General features: G+C 71.3%; 18 protein-coding genes and 2 pseudogenes. 12 read left to right on the forward strand and 8 right to left on the reverse strand.

From position 1 onward, the window contains the following. Positions 1-15: 15 nt before the first annotated feature. The gene (locus Q9S36_RS10340) at positions 16-507 is read right to left on the reverse strand and encodes a bifunctional nuclease family protein (protein WP_311285036.1); all 492 of its coding nucleotides are present in this window, start codon (positions 505-507) and stop codon (positions 16-18) included. 99 nt (positions 508-606) lie between these two features. On the opposite strand from Q9S36_RS10340, the gene Q9S36_RS10345 reads away from it, so the two are divergent. Next, positions 607-948 carry a DUF2834 domain-containing protein gene (locus Q9S36_RS10345; RefSeq protein ID WP_311285037.1) on the forward strand — a complete coding sequence of 114 codons (342 nt, stop codon included), beginning with the start codon at positions 607-609 and terminating at the stop codon, positions 946-948. Here Q9S36_RS10345 and Q9S36_RS10350 read toward each other — a convergent pair. Further along, the gene (locus Q9S36_RS10350) at positions 924-1,631 is read right to left on the reverse strand and encodes an MIP/aquaporin family protein (protein WP_311285038.1); all 708 of its coding nucleotides are present in this window, start codon (positions 1,629-1,631) and stop codon (positions 924-926) included. The genes Q9S36_RS10345 and Q9S36_RS10350 overlap by 25 nt on opposite strands. Beyond that, a complete protein-coding gene (locus Q9S36_RS10355; RefSeq protein ID WP_311285082.1) occupies positions 1,628-1,996 on the reverse strand; it encodes a metalloregulator ArsR/SmtB family transcription factor in 369 nt (122 codons plus the stop codon). Before Q9S36_RS10355 ends, Q9S36_RS10350 begins: the two co-directional genes overlap by 4 nt. Before the next feature lie 90 nt (positions 1,997-2,086). Here Q9S36_RS10355 and Q9S36_RS10360 point away from each other — a divergent pair, with 90 nt between their 5' ends. The 5 genes from Q9S36_RS10360 (at position 2,087) to Q9S36_RS10380 (ending at position 5,990) form a co-directional block, all read left to right on the forward strand. Then, a complete protein-coding gene (locus tag Q9S36_RS10360; protein ID WP_311285039.1) occupies positions 2,087-3,397 on the forward strand; it encodes an FAD-dependent oxidoreductase in 1,311 nt (436 codons plus the stop codon). Beyond that, positions 3,388-3,918, forward strand: coding sequence for an N-acetyltransferase family protein (locus tag Q9S36_RS10365; RefSeq protein ID WP_311285040.1), 531 nt, complete (start codon positions 3,388-3,390; stop codon positions 3,916-3,918). The genes Q9S36_RS10360 and Q9S36_RS10365 overlap by 10 nt, the downstream gene beginning before the upstream one ends. A 10-nt stretch (positions 3,919-3,928) precedes the next feature. Beyond that, entirely contained in the window at positions 3,929-4,825 is an 897-nt protein-coding gene (locus Q9S36_RS10370) for a metalloregulator ArsR/SmtB family transcription factor (protein WP_311285041.1), read from the forward strand. Positions 4,826-4,913: 88 nt separating this feature from the next. After that, positions 4,914-5,330, forward strand: coding sequence for an arsenate reductase ArsC (locus Q9S36_RS10375; RefSeq protein WP_311285043.1), 417 nt, complete (start codon positions 4,914-4,916; stop codon positions 5,328-5,330). A 102-nt stretch (positions 5,331-5,432) separates the two neighbouring features. Beyond that, positions 5,433-5,990, forward strand: a complete 558-nt coding sequence (locus tag Q9S36_RS10380) for an arsenate reductase ArsC (RefSeq protein ID WP_311285044.1) — start codon at positions 5,433-5,435, stop codon at positions 5,988-5,990. Positions 5,991-6,021: 31 nt separating this feature from the next. Here the strand turns inward: Q9S36_RS10380 and Q9S36_RS10385 are convergent, their stop codons facing one another. After that, positions 6,022-7,380: an aminotransferase class V-fold PLP-dependent enzyme gene (locus Q9S36_RS10385; RefSeq protein WP_311285084.1), complete on the reverse strand. Its 1,359-nt coding sequence runs from the start codon at positions 7,378-7,380 to the stop codon at positions 6,022-6,024. 133 nt (positions 7,381-7,513) lie between these two features. On the opposite strand from Q9S36_RS10385, the gene Q9S36_RS10390 reads away from it, so the two are divergent. Continuing rightward, complete coding sequence (locus Q9S36_RS10390) at positions 7,514-7,870, forward strand: DUF202 domain-containing protein (RefSeq protein ID WP_311285045.1); 357 nt, start codon at positions 7,514-7,516, stop codon at positions 7,868-7,870. Continuing rightward, positions 7,867-8,208 carry a DUF202 domain-containing protein gene (locus Q9S36_RS10395; RefSeq protein ID WP_311285046.1) on the forward strand — a complete coding sequence of 114 codons (342 nt, stop codon included), beginning with the start codon at positions 7,867-7,869 and terminating at the stop codon, positions 8,206-8,208. Before Q9S36_RS10390 ends, Q9S36_RS10395 begins: the two co-directional genes overlap by 4 nt. Before the next feature lie 63 nt (positions 8,209-8,271). On the opposite strand, the gene Q9S36_RS10400 is transcribed toward Q9S36_RS10395, so the two are convergent. Both Q9S36_RS10400 and Q9S36_RS10405 read right to left on the reverse strand, forming a co-directional pair. Next, on the reverse strand, positions 8,272-10,056 hold the full coding sequence (locus Q9S36_RS10400) for a beta-galactosidase (RefSeq protein WP_311285085.1): 1,785 nt from the start codon (positions 10,054-10,056) through the stop codon (positions 8,272-8,274). Positions 10,057-10,133: 77 nt separating this feature from the next. Continuing rightward, positions 10,134-11,108, reverse strand: coding sequence for a sugar kinase (locus Q9S36_RS10405; RefSeq protein ID WP_311285047.1), 975 nt, complete (start codon positions 11,106-11,108; stop codon positions 10,134-10,136). A 204-nt stretch (positions 11,109-11,312) separates the two neighbouring features. On the opposite strand from Q9S36_RS10405, the gene Q9S36_RS10410 reads away from it, so the two are divergent. The 3 genes from Q9S36_RS10410 (at position 11,313) to Q9S36_RS10420 (ending at position 13,651) form a co-directional block, all read left to right on the forward strand. Further along, positions 11,313-11,831, forward strand: coding sequence for a ribonuclease H (locus Q9S36_RS10410; protein WP_311285048.1), 519 nt, complete (start codon positions 11,313-11,315; stop codon positions 11,829-11,831). Positions 11,832-11,895: 64 nt separating this feature from the next. Then, on the forward strand, positions 11,896-12,738 hold the full coding sequence (locus tag Q9S36_RS10415) for an oxidoreductase (protein ID WP_311285049.1): 843 nt from the start codon (positions 11,896-11,898) through the stop codon (positions 12,736-12,738). A gap of 13 nt (positions 12,739-12,751) precedes the next feature. Beyond that, positions 12,752-13,651: an oxygenase MpaB family protein gene (locus Q9S36_RS10420; protein ID WP_311285050.1), complete on the forward strand. Its 900-nt coding sequence runs from the start codon at positions 12,752-12,754 to the stop codon at positions 13,649-13,651. Between the two features lie 46 nt (positions 13,652-13,697). Here the strand turns inward: Q9S36_RS10420 and Q9S36_RS10425 are convergent. Continuing rightward, positions 13,698-13,867 (reverse strand): annotated as a pseudogene (locus Q9S36_RS10425) (ISL3 family transposase); the annotation flags it as partial. Between the two features lie 568 nt (positions 13,868-14,435). Continuing rightward, positions 14,436-14,747, reverse strand: coding sequence for an antibiotic biosynthesis monooxygenase (locus Q9S36_RS10430; protein ID WP_311285051.1), 312 nt, complete (start codon positions 14,745-14,747; stop codon positions 14,436-14,438). 15 nt (positions 14,748-14,762) lie between these two features. Here Q9S36_RS10430 and Q9S36_RS10435 point away from each other — a divergent pair. Continuing rightward, a pseudogene (locus Q9S36_RS10435) lies at positions 14,763-14,942 on the forward strand (hypothetical protein); the annotation flags it as partial.

Genomic DNA, 14,942 nt, shown 5'->3' on the forward strand with positions numbered 1-14,942 from the left:
CTGTCTCCGGCGGTCTCAGCCGCGGAAGTCGTCGGGGTCGACGTCCTCGAGGAACTCCTTGAACTCCGCCAGCCGCTGCTCCTCGTCCTCCTCGACGAGGGTGTCGGGGACCCCGGCCTCCTCGAGGACGGCATCGTCGACGAAGATCGGCGCGGCCGTGCGAGAGGCCAGAGCGACGGCATCCGAGGGCCGCGCGTCCAACCGGTGGACGGCGGACCCCGCGGCGAGCGACACCTCGGCGTAGAACGTACCGTCCTCGATGCGCGTGATCTCGACGGCGGTGACCTGTGCGCCCAGCGAGACGACCATCGACCTCATCAGGTCGTGCGCGAGCGGCCGCGGCGTCGGCGCGTTCTCGACGGCGACCAGGATCGACGTCGCCTCCTGCGCGCCTATCCAGATGGGCAGGATGCTGCCCGAGCCCGGCAGCTCGGTGATGGGTTTCAACAGGATGACGTGCTGACCCGTGGAATCGAGGGCGACGCCCGCGACGCGCACCTGGACCATGGGGTTCCCTTCGCGAGGTGGGCGATCCTGCCATCGTATGCCGCGGCGTCCCGCGGCGGCATGGGGTGCGCGGACGCCCGCTTCCGGGATGATCGACGCATGACGCGTCATTGGAGTCCGCTCGCCCTCGTCTACCTCGGTCTCGCCATCGCGGGCCTCGTCGGCACCTGGTGGTTCAACGCGCTCGCGATCATCCAGCTGCGCGACTTCATCGGCGACCTGACCGCCAGCGGTCCGGCCGTGTCGTCGATCACGGTGGACCTCCTGGTCGTGGCGGTCGCCGGCAGCGTGTTCCTCATCGTCGAGGCCCGCCGCTTGGGCATGCGCTTCGGATGGCTCTACGTGGCGGCATCCGGGATCACGGCGTTCGCGTTCACCTTTCCGCTGTTCCTGGCGATGCGCCAGCGTCGGATGAATCAGCTGGCGGCCGCCTCGGAGTGAGTGCCGGCGGGCACGATCGCCGGGTCGGGGTCGGCCACGGGGAACAGTGCCTGCACGAGCAGCCACGCGAGCACGGCGCCGACGAGCTGCGCGCCGATGAACGGCAGCACCGACGCCGGCGCGATGCCCGCGAAGGTGTCGCTGACGGCGCGACCGACGGTGATCGCCGGATTCGCGAAACTCGTCGACGAGGTGAAGAAGTACGCCGCGCCGATGTAGGCGCCGACCGCCGGCGCGGCCAGGTGGGCCCGCTCGGTGCGGACGAGGGCGAAGATCACCAGAACGAGGCCCGCCGTCGCGACGACCTCGGCCAGCAGATGGGGCCACGTGGCGCGGTCGGTCGTGCTGAGCGCGGTGGGCACGCCGAACATGGCGTTCGCCAGCACGGCCCCGCTCACGCACCCGGCCACCTGCACGGGGACGTACAGCGCGAGCGTGCGCCACGGCCGCCCGCCGCTGAGCGCATCCACCAGCGTCACGACCGGGTTGAAATGCGCCCCCGACACGGGGGCGAAGACGAGGATCAGCACCGTCAGTCCCAGAGCGGTGGCGAAGGCGTTCTCCAAGAGCGCGAGGCCGACGTCGCCGGGCGACAGGGTCTGCGCCGCGATCCCCGATCCCACGACCACGGCGGCCAGGCCCGCACTGCCGAGGAACTCCGCGACGCCCGCACGGGCGCTCATGACGCGGCCAGCAGCTGCGCGACGCGGTCGAGGGCACCCGGCACGAGCCGGAAGTACGCCCACGTGCCCCGTTTGCTGCGGGTGAGGAAACCCGCTTCGGTGAGCACCTTGAGGTGGTGCGACACCGTCGGCTGGCTCAGTCCGACCGGCTCGGTCAGGTCGCACACGCAGGCCTCGGCATCCGCAGACGCCGCGACGATCGACAGCAGCCGCAGGCGGGTGGGATCGGCGAGCGCCTTGATGATGTGCGCGAGCTGCTCCGCCTCGAGGGCGTCGAGCGGCTCGCGTACGAGCGGGCTGCAGCAGGCCGCACCGCCGGTTGCGGTGCCGTTCGGTGCGGTGACATCGGTCAGGTCCAGGGAGATCACGCATCGATGCTAATCGATATTGACACTCATCGATAGACAGGTGCATACTCAGGCATCGACAGTCATCGATATATGAAAGGCCCGCTCGTGACACTCCTCGATCTCACCGCCCCGCCCTCCCGCAGCGATCGCCTCACCGCGCTCCCCGTCGCGATCGTCGGCGCTGGACCGGTCGGCCTCGCGGCCGCGGCCCACCTCGTCGAACGCGGCATCGACGTCGTCATCCTCGAAGCCGGGCCGGATGCCGCATCCAGCGTGCGAGCGTGGGGACACACGCGCCTCTTCTCACCCTGGCGCCACGTCGTGGACCCGGCGGCGGTCCGCCTGCTCGAGACCACGGGATGGACGCTCCCCGATGCCGACCGCGCGCCGACCGGCGCCGAGCTCGTGGAGTCCTACCTGCTGCCGCTGGCGCGACTCGAGGCGATCGCATCGCGCCTGCGCACCGGCATCCGGGTGACGGACATCTCGCGAGAGGGAATGGACCGCACCCGCACGCGTGGCCGTGCGGCGGCCCCGTTCGTCCTTCGCACGCAGACCGCCGACGGCGCGATCGGCGAGGTCACCGCCCGCGCGGTCATCGACGCCTCGGGCACGTGGCATTCGCCCAACCCGCTGACCTCCAGCGGACTGGAGCTCCTCGGCCTGACGGACGTCGCGGACCTCGTCACGGCCCCCCTGCCGGACGTGCTCGGCCGTGATCGCGCCCGTTTCGCGGGCCGCCACACCACGGTCGTGGGCGCCGGACACTCCGCCGCCAACACGCTCCTCGCGCTGGTCGAGCTCTCCCGCAGCGCGCCGGGCACCCGGGTGACGTGGATGATCCGCAACGCCAGCGCCATCCGGCTGTCGTCCTCGACCGAGGACGAGCTGAGCGACCGCGCGAAGCTCGGCGGTCGCGTCGAGCAGGCCGTCGCCGCCGGAGAGGTGGACCTCGTCGACGGCTTCGAGATCATCCGCGCGCGGCGGGACGGCGACCGCGTGGTCGTCGTGGGCAGCCGGCGCGGCGAGGTGGTGGAACACCCCACCGATCTCGTCGTGAACGCCACCGGGTTCCGTCCCGACCTCTCGATGCTGCGCGAGATCCGCCTGGACCTGGACGAGATCGTCGAGGCCCCGCGGCGCCTCGCCCCGCTCATCGACCCGAACGTCCACACGTGCGGGACCGTGGAACCGCACGGGTTCCGCGAGCTCACCCACCCGGAGCCCGGGTTCTTCGTCGTCGGTATGAAGTCCTACGGTCGCGCTCCCACCTTCCTCCTCGCCACGGGCTACGAGCAGGTGCGGTCGGTGACGGCCTGGCTCTCAGGGGACCTCGCCTCGGCGTCGACCGTCGCCTTGACCCTCCCCGCCACGGGCGTGTGCTCGACCGACATCGGCGGGGCCGGATGCTGCTGAGCGCCGTCCGGCCCATGACCGCCGCGGACTGGCCCGAGGTCGCCGAGATCTATCGGCACGGCATCGAGGAGGGCGAGGCGACCTTCGAGACGACCGTGCCCGAATGGAGCGCGTTCGACACGGGCAAGCTCGCCGCCCCGAGACTGGTCGCCGTGGCCGGATCCGGCGCAGTGCTCGGCTGGGCCGCGGCCTCGCCGGTGTCGTCGCGGGCGGTCTACCGGGGCGTCGTGGAGCACTCGGTGTACATCCACCGCGACGCACGCGGCAGCGGTGCGGGGCGGGCGCTGCTGACCGCGTTCATCGAAGCCGCCGAGGAGGCCGGCATCTGGACGATCCAGGCGAGCGTCTTCCCCGAGAACGGCGCAAGCATGCGCCTTCACGAGCGCGCAGGATTCCGCGTCATCGGGCGCCGCGAGCGCATCGCCCGATCGGGACTCGGTGCGCATGCCGGGCAGTGGCGCGACACGATCCTCATCGAGCGCCGGTCGGAGCGCAACGGGCGCGACGGCCGTCTCCAATAGACTGCGGTCTATGGATACGGGTGGGCGGGCGACGGGGGCGCGCGGACCAGCGGTGCTCGCCGACCCCACGCGAGTCCGGATTCTGCAGGAGATCCGTCGCGCACCGGACGGACGGGCCATGGTGAGCCGGCTCGCCGACACGCTGGGCCTGCGACAGCCGACCGTGAGCCACCACATGAAAGCGCTCCTCGGCGAGGGCGTCGTCACGCGCGAGCAGGACGGCCGCCGCGCGTGGTACCGCATCGCGGGCGCCCACGAGGGCCGCATCATCGCCCTGCTCGGCGACGCCGAGCAGGGCGGCGACCCCGACCTGGAGCGCATCAGCGCCGACCTCGCGCTCCGCTTCCGCGGCACGCTCTCGCCCGAGACGGTGGCGCGCTGCGTGGAGGAGAGCAGGGATCTCCTCGCTCTCTCGCCCGGCCCCCTCCTGGCCTCGCGCACGGGCGCGTTCGCGGCAGCCCGCCTCGAGGCGCTCGTGCGGGGCGACGCCGCACGGACGGGTGCCGAGCGACCCGAGGTGCTGTTCGTCTGCGTGCAGAACGCCGGCCGCTCGCAGATCGCCGCGGCGATCCTGCGCCACCTCGCCGGCGGCCGCGTGAGCGTGCGCACCGCCGGATCGGCGCCGGCTCCGCAGGTCAAGGCGAGCGTGGTGGCGGCGCTGGACGAGATCGGGGTCCCGGTCGGCGGCGAGTTCCCGAAGCCCTTGACCGACGAGGCGGTCCGCGCCGCGGACGTCGTGGTCACCATGGGCTGCGGCGATGCGTGCCCGGTCTACCCCGGCCGACGCTATCTCGACTGGGAGCTCCCGGATCCGGCCGATCTGCCCCTGGACGCCGTGCGCGGCATCCGAGACGACATCGAGACGCGTGTTCGGACCCTGCTGGACGAGCTTCTTCCCGCCGCCTGAACGGGTTCACGCAACGTTCACCCGGCAGCGTCAAATAATGCATAGATATAGATCTATGCTTTAGTCGTCTAGAGAAAGCGAGTCCTCCATGGCCGACACTCCCACCGTCCTGTTCGTCTGCGTCCACAACGCGGGGCGCTCCCAGATGGCCGCCGGCTACCTGCGCGCCCTGGCGGGCGACCGGATCGAGGTGCTGTCCGCGGGGTCGGCCCCGAAGGACCAGATCAACCCCGTGGCGGTCGAGGCGATGGCCGAGGAAGGCATCGACATCGCCGGCAACACCCCGAAGGTGCTGACCGTCGAGGCGGTCAAGGAGTCGGACGTCGTGATCACGATGGGCTGCGGCGACGCCTGCCCGATCTTCCCCGGCAAGCGCTACGAGGACTGGGAGCTCGAAGACCCGGCAGGACAGGGCATCGAGTCCGTCCGCCCCATTCGCGACGAGATCCGCGGTCGAGTCGAGACGCTCATCTCGGAGTTGCTGCCCGCCGGAACGGGCGCATGAGCTCCGGCGCGGTGGCCGGGTCGCGCGGCCAGGACGCCCTGCTGTCGCCGGATTCGATCCTGCACCGCGCCGCCCGAGCGGCTCGCGCACCAGTTCCGCGGCATGATCGGTGAAGAGACCGCCGAACGGGTCGTCTTCGAGTCGTACACGGCGCTGGGCCGCACCGCCCGCGTGCAGACGCACCTGCCCAGCCTGGCCGAGAAGTTCGCGCGAGACCGCCTCACCGCGCTCGCGCAGTCGAAGGGACTGCTGGCCAAGCCGGTGCCCGAGGTCCTGTTCGTGTGCGTGCAGAACTCGGGCAGGTCGCAGAAGGCCGCAGCTTTGACGCGGCACCTCGCCGGCGACCGGGTGCACGTGCGCTCGGCCGGATCGCAGCCCGGGACCGAGATCCTGCCCGCGGTCGTCGCCGTTCTGGGCGAGCTCGGGATCGACGTCGCCGAGGAGTTCCCCAAGCCCCTGACCGACGACGTCGTGCGCGCCGCCGACGCGGTCGTGACGATGGGCTGCGGCGACGCCTGCCCGCTGTATCCCGGCAAGCGCTACCTCGACTGGCACCTGGACGACCCGGGGCGGCTCGACCTGGCCGGCGTGCGCCGCGTCCGCGACGAGATCCGACTCCACGTCGAGCAGCTCCTGTCGGAGCTCGCGCCCCGCGTCTGACCTGGGAAGCCGCCGCTTTCGGTCCGCGTGGTCAGACGAGGGTGTCGAGGATGCCGGTCAGCAGCTCGAAGGTCGTCAGCGGGCTGATGATCGCGAACCGCAGCACGGGCTCCCCGCGGTGGGAGCTCGGCACGACGAAGCCCTGCTGGTCCTCGAGCAGGCGGTCGGACCACGCGGCGTAGTCCGCGAGCGTCCAGCCGTCGCGGCGGAACACGACAACCGACAGCTGCGGGTCGCGCACCAGCGAGAGCCCCGGCCGGGCCTCGATCTCGTCCGCGATCTCGCGCGCGAGATCGATGCCGTACGCGATGGCGGAGCGGTACATCTCGGTGCCGTGGGTGGCGAGCGAGAACCACAGCGGCAGGCCGCGGGCGCGGCGGGTGAGCTGGATGCCGAGATCGGACGGGTTCCAGTCGGCGCTGCCGGTGAGGGTGTCGAGGTACTCGGCGTGCTGGGTGTGCGCCAGCAGCGCCTTGTCGGGTTCCCGGTACAGCAGCGCGCACGCGTCGAACGGCGCGAACAGCCACTTGTGCGGGTCGACGATGAGGGAGTCGGCGCGCTCGACCCCCGCGAAGGCGGGGCGCATGCGCTCGACCAGCATCGCCGCCAGCCCGTAGGCGCCGTCGACGTGCAGCCACACTCCGCGCTCGCTCGTGACGTCGGCGATGGATGCGATGTCGTCGACGATCCCGAAGTTCGTCGTCCCGCCCGTCGCGACCACGGCGAACACGGCATCGCCGTGCGCGTCGAGCACCGGGACGAGGGCGTCACCGTGCAGCCTCCCGTCGTCGCCGGTCGGCACCTTCGCGACGTCGACGTCCATCACGGCCGCCGCCGACGCGATCGACGAGTGCGCCTCGGCACTGCCGACCACGACCCAGCGTGCGGGATCCGGACGCCCGAGCTCGCGGTTCCGGCGGCGGGCGGCATCCCTGGCGGTGACGAGAGCGGAGAGGTTGCCGATCGTGCCGCCCTGCATGAACACGCCGCCGGCGCCGGCGGGCAGGCCGAACTCGGCGGCGAGCCAGTGCAGCACCTCGTTCTCGGCGAAGACGGCGCCCGACCCCTCCATCCACGACCCGCCGTACACCGACGAGGCCGACACGACCAGGTCGAACGCGATGGCCGCCTTCGTGGGCGCGGAAGGGATGAACGACAGGTACGCCGGGTGGTCGGTCGTCACGCACGCCGGCGCGAGGACGTTCTCGAAGAGGGCGGTGGCGCGGCGCGCGCCGATCCCGTCCGCCGTGATCGACCCCGACGCCAGTCGCGACAGGTCCCGCGGCGTGAGCGGCTTGTCGAGCGGGACGTCCTCGTAGACCGCACGGCGGCGGGCGTAGTCGAGAACCTCGTCGACGGTGGCGCGGGTCTCGGCGGAGATGGCGTGCATGCGGTCGGGCGTCGCGGCGGCGGCGCGCGCCGGGGCGCCGTTCAGGGGGTCGGTCACGGGGCACTCCTCGGGGTCACTCCACGGTAGAGAGCCGCCGGTGGAAGAATCAACAGCACGCCGCCGAAAGGACCCCATGTCGCGCTTCCCCCGTTCCGTGTTCGATCAGGGCGCCGACCCCGACGCCCGGTTCACGCTCGCGAACGAGCGCACCTTCCTGGCGTGGATCCGGACCGCGCTCGCGCTGCTGGCCGGCGGCGTGGCCCTCGAACTTCTGGGCCTCGATCTCGAGCCCCGCCTGCGACTGGTGGCCTCGCTGGTCCTCATCGTCTCGGGAGGGGTCACCCCGGGGCTCGCATGGGTGAACTGGATGCGGACCGAGCGCGCACTGCGCCGCGGCGAGCCCTTGCCCCCGTCTCTGCTCGGACCCGTGCTCGCGATCGCCGTGACCGTCTCGGGAGCGCTGGTCGTGCTGGCCGTCCTGCTCGCATGAGCGGACTCTTCGACCCGGGTCTGCAGCCCGAACGCACCGAGCTCGCCTGGCGGCGCACCGCACTGGCCCTGGCGGTCGGATCGCTCGTCGCCCTGCGGCTGCTGCCGGCCGTCCTCGGACACGTGGCGTGGATCGCCCCCGGCATCGCAGGGCTGGTCGCGTCGGGCGTGCTGTGGCTCGCCGCCCGTCGCCGCTACGCCGGGGTGTCCGCGGCGACGAGCGCGGGCGGCGACCGCGTCCCCCTTCCCGACGGGCGCCTGCCGCTCGCACTGGCCGTGGTGGCCACCGGCGCGGCAGCGGTCGGGGTGGTCGTGGTCGCAGCGGTCGCGCTGGGCTGACCCCGCGGACCGCGCCGAGCGGATGCCGGCGGGTGCGGCATCCGCTCGTCGGTCACTCGTCGGTCACTCGTCGCTGTGGCCCAGCTCCGGTCCCGCCACGAACGAGACGCGGTCGACCGACGCCTCGTCCAGTTCGACGATGACGAGGGAGTTGCCGCCATCGCCCCGCAGCACCGGGCCGGGCACGTAGAGCGTCCGCTGGGGTCCGGTGCGGCGGTAGCGTCCGAGCAGGAAGCCGTTGACGTAAGCGAAACCGCGCCCGAGCCCGTCGGTGGAGAGGAAGAGGTCGGTGCCCGTCGGGGCGTCGAAGGCGCCGCGCAGGACGACGGGACCGGCGACCCCCGAGAGCACCGGCGACGCGCCGTCCACGGCGGCTGCCGCCGCCGCGAGAGACGCAAGGTCGACGGGCGTGGCGGTCCAGCCGGTCACGGCCAGACCACCGAGTGAGACCGGGCCGATGAGCCCCTTGGGCTCGCCGAGGCGCTGGTCGTAGTTCACGCGACCCTCCTCCTCGACGACGAGTCTCAGCCGTGCGCCCGGCGGGACGCTCGCCGTGCGCGCTCCCTCGGCGCGCGAGATGGCGGCGACGCGGGTGCCGTCGATGAACACCCACGCGTGGTCACGCACCTCGCCGGCCACCAGCACACGGGCCTCGGGGGTGGGGAACGTGTTTGCAGGGACGGCGGCCTCGTAGACGACGAGCCCGCTGTCGACGCCGAGTTCGTCGAAGCTGGGCGGGTGGGCGAAGGAGGGCCGCGCCTCGGATGCCGGGGCTGCCGCGTCGATTTCGGAAGCGGACACCGCGGGCCACACATCCGTGACCTCGAGCGCCACGTGGAAGGCGGGCGACGGCTCGGGTGCGGCGGGTGCGTCGGCGGGGACGGGGGCGTAGCGCGCGATCACCTCGCGGAAGGCGTGGTACTTCTCGGTGGGGTTGCCGGCCTCGTCCAAGGGCGCGTCGTAGTCGTAGGACGTCGCGATCGGCAGGTACCGGCCCTTGTGGTTGGCGCCGTTCGTGAGTCCGAAGTTCGTCCCGCCGTGGAACATGTACAGGTTCACCGACGCGCCCGCGCTCAGCAGAGCCTCCAGTTCGGCCGCGGAATCCGCCGGCGATGTGATGTGGTGGGGCCGGCCCCACGAGTCGAACCACCCGTCCCAGAACTCGGAGCACATCAGCGGTCCGGTCGGCTGATGCTCCCGCAGGGTCGCGAGCCGCTCCGCCGCCCGCGAGCCGAAGGACGCGGTCAGATGCAGGCCCGGAAGGCTGCCGGCCCGCAGCATGTCGGGATGCGGCTGGTCGACCGTGGTGAGCGGCACGCTGATGCCGGCGTCGCGTGTGATCCTCACGAGTTCCGCGAGATACTCCTTGTCGTCGCCGTACGCTCCGTACTCGTTCTCGATCTGCACCAGGATCACCGAGCCACCCGCATCGATCTGACGCGGCGCGACGACGTCGTACACGCGACGCAGATAGGTGTCGACCTCGGCGAGGTACTGCGGCTCGCTGCGGCGCAGTCCGATCCCCGGCATCCCGGTCAGCCACACCGGCAGTCCGCCGTTGTGCCACTCCGCACAGATGTAGGGCCCGGGCCGCACGATCGCGTGCATCCCCTCGGCGGCGACCAGGTCGAGGAACCGGCCGAGGTCGTTGGCTCCGGTGGCGTCCCACTCGCCGCGCCGCGGCTCGTGCGCGTTCCAGGCGACGTAGGTCTCGATGGCGTTCAGCCCGAGCAGGCGCGCCTTGCGGATGCGGTCGGCCCAGTGCCCGGGGTGCACGCGGAAGTAGTGGAGCGCCCCGGCGATGATGCGGTGCGGCTCGCCGTCCAGCAGGAAGGCGGTCTCGTCGATCTCGAAACGCGGCGTGTCCGTGCTCGGTGTGTCGGTGCTCGGTGTGTCGGTGCTCGGCGGGCCGGTCTGGGCGTCGGTCACGCGCGATTCCCCTCATCGGGGTAGTCCCCGGTGGTGGTCAGTGTCAGCGCCGCGCGCGCGTGACCGGCGGCGAGCGCGGCGGCGACATCGGCGCCGCGCAGGTGCGCCGCGAGGAAGCCGCCGGCGAAGGCGTCGCCGGCTCCGACCGGCTCCACGACGTCGACGCGGTGGGCGGGGACGAAGGTGCTGCCCGCGGCGTCGTAGGCGGTGGCGCCGACGTCGCCGTCCTTGACCACCAGCAGCCCCGGTTCGGGCAGGTGCGCGCGCACCTCGTCCGCCGTTTCCGTGGCCCACAGCGTCTCGGCCTCGTCGCGCCCCACGAAGACGAGGTCGGCTCGTGCCGCGAGAGCTGCCAACGGACGGGCGGCGGTTGCGGCATCCCATAGCGCAGCGCGGTGGTTCACATCGAAGCTGACGGGGACGCCAGCGTCTCGTGCCCGTTCGATCAGCGCCTCGAGGAACGCCGGCGCGCTTCCCGTCAGCGCCGCGGTGATCCCCGACACGTGGAGGAGCGCGACGTCGTCGAGGACGACGGCTTGGGCGTCGGCGACATCGAGGTGAGAGGCGGCGGATCCGCGTCGGTAGTAGTGCACGCCCGAGCCCGGGTCCTTCACATACAGTCCGGTCGGGTGCCGCGGATCCCGCACGACGGCCGAGACCTCCACGCCGCGGGCGATCAGTCGGTCGATGATCCGGTCGCCGAGCGGATCAGCGCCGAGCCGGCTGAACCAGCGCGCAGTGACCCCGCCTGCGGCGGCGTGTGCGGCGACGTTCGACTCGGCTCCCCCGGCGTCCATGCGGAACAGTTCCGCGGTCCGCAGCGGCTCGGCGACCGCCGGGCCCACCATGGCCATCGTCTCGCCGACGGCCAGCAGAACCGGCACCCGGCGGGGGCCGCGCGTCGTCGCCGTCCGGTCACCGGCGCCGGGCCCACGTCGCCGGATGCCCGTTCCTCGCCCGCCATCGCCCATACGAACGAGTATGCCGAAGCGCCGCCGCCCCACAGAATCGCCACCGGTCCGGACCGGACCGGACCGCGAAAGTACATCTGGTGGACGACGGCGCGGGTGCGCCCCCGGCCCTCGTCCGTGAGATGTACTCTCGCGGACTCCAGCGGTCCCGGAGGGGAGACGGGATGGTCTGTGGGGCGCGAGCGCTTGGGTAGCCTTGAGCGAGTGACCGAAGAGCGCGGATACGTCGTCGCCACCGATGGCGCCTGCAAGGGCAACCCGGGACCGGCGGGATGGGCGTGGGTAGCAGAGGACGGCCACTGGGCGGCGGGTTCGATCCCCCAGGGGACGAACAACATCGGCGAACTCCTCGGGCTCCTCAGGGCCATCGAGGATCATCGAGACGTCGCCCACCTCGTCGTCCAAGCCGACTCCAAGTACGCGATCGACACGTACTCCTCGTGGATGGACGGACACCGCCGCCGCGGGTGGAAGACCTCCACCGGCTCGCCGACGAAGAATCGTGAGATCCTCGAGCAGCTGATCGCCGCGCGTGACGCGCGCCGATCAGCCGGCCTTCCCGACGTCGTGCTCGAGCATGTCCGCGGTCACTCCGGGCACGTCCTGAACGAGTGGGCGGACGAGCGTGCGGTGCGCGCGTCCACGCATGCAGCGAAGGGTCTGGCGTCGAGCTGGTCATCGCTCGCCGGGCAGGATCGGCTCGACGTGTCGTCGGCGCCGTAGACCTCAACGCCTGCACTCCCCCGCGACCGACCCCCGCCCGCCGACGGCGTGATGGACTTGTGTCATGACGACCTCCTCCTCCCGATCGTCCCGTCCGGTGGCGCTCATCACCGGCGCCTCATCCGGAATCGGCCTCGCGACCGCGCTCGCCCTCCTCAAGAAGGACTGGGTCGTCTACGGCGCAGCACGTCGAACCGACCGGATGACCGAGATCGAAGCAGCAGGCGGACGCACGCTCGAGATGGACGTCACCGACGACGCGTCGATGCGGTCCGGCGTCGACGGCATCACCGGCGCGCACGGGCGGATCGATGTGCTCGTCAACAACGCAGGGTACGGCTCGTACGGCTCCCTCGAAGAGGTGCCGCTGGACGAGGCGCGGCGTCAGTTCGAGGTGAACGTGTTCGGCCTGGCACGCCTCACGCAGCTCGTCCTTCCCGGGATGCGCGCAGCGGGACGCGGACGGATCATCAACATCTCGTCCATCGGAGGGCGGATCTACGAGCCGCTGGGCAGCTGGTACCACGCGACGAAGTTCGCCGTCGAAGGGTTGAGCGACTCACTGCGGATCGAGCTGGCCCCGCACAACATCGACGTCGTCATCGTCCAGCCCGGTCCCATTCGCACCGAGTGGAACGCCATCGCACGGGACAGCGCTCTCGAGATCTCGGGTGACGGCCCGTACGCCGCCCAGGCACGCGCCCTGCACGGCAATTACCACCGGGTCGACCACTCGCCGATGTCGGCGCCTCCGGAGAGGGTCGCTGCCACGATCGTGCACGCCGCAACGGTTCGGCGACCGCGGACGCGCTACGCGACGCCCGTCGGCGCGAAGCTCATCGTGGGCGCACGCCGTGCCCTGCCTGATCGCCTCATGGACCTCGTCCTGGCGCGGCTGGCCCAGTGAAGGGGCTCCTCGGATGGATCTGACGCCCCTGCGTCAACGGCTGCTCACCGCTCTCGCCGGCGATCCGGAAGGGGCGCCACCCTGGGTGCTGCGCCTGAGCGAGGGCGACGACGCGGGTTACTTCCCCGAGAACGGCGCGGCCTGGACGGTGCACGCCGGCACTGCCACGCTCATCGCCGGCATCCGGGCCCTCCTCGTCCAGGCACTGCACCCCGGAGCACTCGCGGGCGTGCACGACTTCTCGCGCTACCGCGAGGATCCCCTGGGGCGTCTCGCGGGCACCGTGCGGTGGGTCATCTGCGTCACCTATGGATCAACCGAGCAAGCGGATGCCGAGACCGCACGCGTCGGACGCTTCCACCAGCAGGTGAAAGGCACCTACCAGAGCACGGAAGGACGCGCGGTCGCCTATTCAGCAGCGGACGCCGAGTTGGTGGAATGGGTGCATCTGGCATTCGCCGACGCCTTCCTCACCAGCCACCGAACCTACGGCGGACCGATTCCGGGCGGGCCGGACGCCTACGTGGCCGAGTGGGCCACCGCAGGACGTCTTATGCGTGTAAAGGAACCTCCCCGCACCGCGGATGAGTTGGCGCGAGCGCTCGAGTCCTACCGCGTTCGGGGCATCCTGCAGGGCGGGCCCCGCGTCGACGACGTCGTGCGCTTCCTGCGTCGCCCCCCGGTCGGGGGCGGAATGGCGCTCGGCTACCGGCTCTTCTTCGCCGCGGCGGTCGCCACGATTCCGAAGGAGCTGCGGCGCCTGCTCGGCGTCCGACGGTCGGTGCTGCCTGTCGTCACGCTCACGCGCGCGGTGCTGCCGATCGTGACCCGCGTGCTCGAGTCCGGCGGCCCCCGTGCGCACGATCGCGCACATGAGCGCATCCGCCGCGTCCGGTCGAACGCATCGGGTTAACGTGGCTCATCCCAATCGGGGGTGTAGGAGTTGGGGTCTGAAGCCGCTCGCTGCCGCACCGTCGGCACCACTGATCTGGTTCCACCACGCGGCACGCGAGGACCGCACGATCCGGTTCAAGTCGTTGTCCGGTCACGCTCAGACCGAGGCCGTCGAGTCGAGCGAAGGCGGTCAGGTCAGGGCGGCGAAGCCGGCCGGCGGGGTAGCGTCGGACACGTCGAGGTCTTTCGGATGGATGGCGTAGGAACCTCCGTCGTCGGGAGACCTCGACGTCTATCTGCGGACCGACGCGCCCGGCCGACCTACACCGTCATCTGAGAAGACCCCTGAAACGTCTTCGACGACGACGGGACCGGCGAGGAGGAGGGCGCGGTGAGCTGAAGGAATGGAGCTTGCTCGGCTTCGACGCCGCCGCAAGCTCCGGTGAAACGGTCGGTACTGGTCGGTCGTCGTCGGTCACCACCGGATGGCGGCGTCCCCCACGCTCGGCGTTTGCGCAGGTCAGCGGCTCGTTCGCCCAGTGGGCGCATCAAGCGATAGACGCAAAGCCGACGTGATTAGGTCGTCGGTTCGGTTCTGGTGGTCGCGCGATGCGCTGGCCTCACGGCTCTGCCCGACACCGACGTCGCTCTCCTCTGCGACGGACCCCTCGCCGGCTGAGCGCTCGCGGCCGGCATCCTGTCCGTGTGCCGATGGGCCTCGCACCGCTCGGCAACGCAGCATGGCGTTGCGTCGCGACCTGGCGATGGCTCGGCGGGGCGCGATCGTCTCGTGCGTTGGCGGACTACGGGAGCTTGGACGCGAGGACGTCGGCCGCGAGGATCTCGGGTGCTGCGCCGAGGAGGTGCTGGTTGGCCATCAGGGCTGCGACGATGGCGCCGTTGGCGTGGGTGTCGCGAGCGGCCTCGTCGGGGAATGCATCGAAGATCCAGAAGGTGTCGGCGTGGGTCCTGACCGCGAACCAGACAATCGTTCCTACTTCTTCGTTGGCGAGTGCGACAGCGCCGGCGAGCAGATCGGCGAGCGCGTCGTGCTGTCCATCGGCCGCGACGATCTTGGCGACGAAGGCATACGGAAGTGATGCGGGTGTGGACATGAGGGACTCTCCTAGGTGTCGAGGTTTCTTGGTGAAGCGAGTTCAGCGTATGACGAGCGAGGGCCGGCGGGGAGTGGCGTATACGGCAGTATTGCTATTGTTTACGTCATGCGTATCGGACTGATCGCGATCGACGGCTGCTTCGGTTCGGCTATCGCGTCGATCATCGACATCGTGCGGGTGGCCGACGGTGCC

It is taken from the genome of Microbacterium sp. ARD31 (assembly GCF_031844425.1).

Coding starts and splice junctions, on each gene's coding strand:
- Q9S36_RS10430 (WP_311285051.1), bottom strand. CDS start 14,747: ATGTCCACACCCGCATCACTTCCGTATGCCTTCGTCGCCAAGATCGTC.
- Q9S36_RS10365 (WP_311285040.1), top strand. CDS start 3,388: ATGCTGCTGAGCGCCGTCCGGCCCATGACCGCCGCGGACTGGCCCGAG.
- Q9S36_RS10390 (WP_311285045.1), top strand. CDS start 7,514: ATGTCGCGCTTCCCCCGTTCCGTGTTCGATCAGGGCGCCGACCCCGAC.
- Q9S36_RS10345 (WP_311285037.1), top strand. CDS start 607: ATGACGCGTCATTGGAGTCCGCTCGCCCTCGTCTACCTCGGTCTCGCC.
- Q9S36_RS10340 (WP_311285036.1), bottom strand. CDS start 507: ATGGTCCAGGTGCGCGTCGCGGGCGTCGCCCTCGATTCCACGGGTCAG.
- Q9S36_RS10385 (WP_311285084.1), bottom strand. CDS start 7,380: ATGCACGCCATCTCCGCCGAGACCCGCGCCACCGTCGACGAGGTTCTC.
- Q9S36_RS10415 (WP_311285049.1), top strand. CDS start 11,896: ATGACGACCTCCTCCTCCCGATCGTCCCGTCCGGTGGCGCTCATCACC.
- Q9S36_RS10370 (WP_311285041.1), top strand. CDS start 3,929: ATGGATACGGGTGGGCGGGCGACGGGGGCGCGCGGACCAGCGGTGCTC.
- Q9S36_RS10350 (WP_311285038.1), bottom strand. CDS start 1,631: ATGAGCGCCCGTGCGGGCGTCGCGGAGTTCCTCGGCAGTGCGGGCCTG.
- Q9S36_RS10405 (WP_311285047.1), bottom strand. CDS start 11,108: ATGGGCGATGGCGGGCGAGGAACGGGCATCCGGCGACGTGGGCCCGGC.
- Q9S36_RS10395 (WP_311285046.1), top strand. CDS start 7,867: ATGAGCGGACTCTTCGACCCGGGTCTGCAGCCCGAACGCACCGAGCTC.
- Q9S36_RS10380 (WP_311285044.1), top strand. CDS start 5,433: ATGATCGGTGAAGAGACCGCCGAACGGGTCGTCTTCGAGTCGTACACG.
- Q9S36_RS10375 (WP_311285043.1), top strand. CDS start 4,914: ATGGCCGACACTCCCACCGTCCTGTTCGTCTGCGTCCACAACGCGGGG.
- Q9S36_RS10420 (WP_311285050.1), top strand. CDS start 12,752: ATGGATCTGACGCCCCTGCGTCAACGGCTGCTCACCGCTCTCGCCGGC.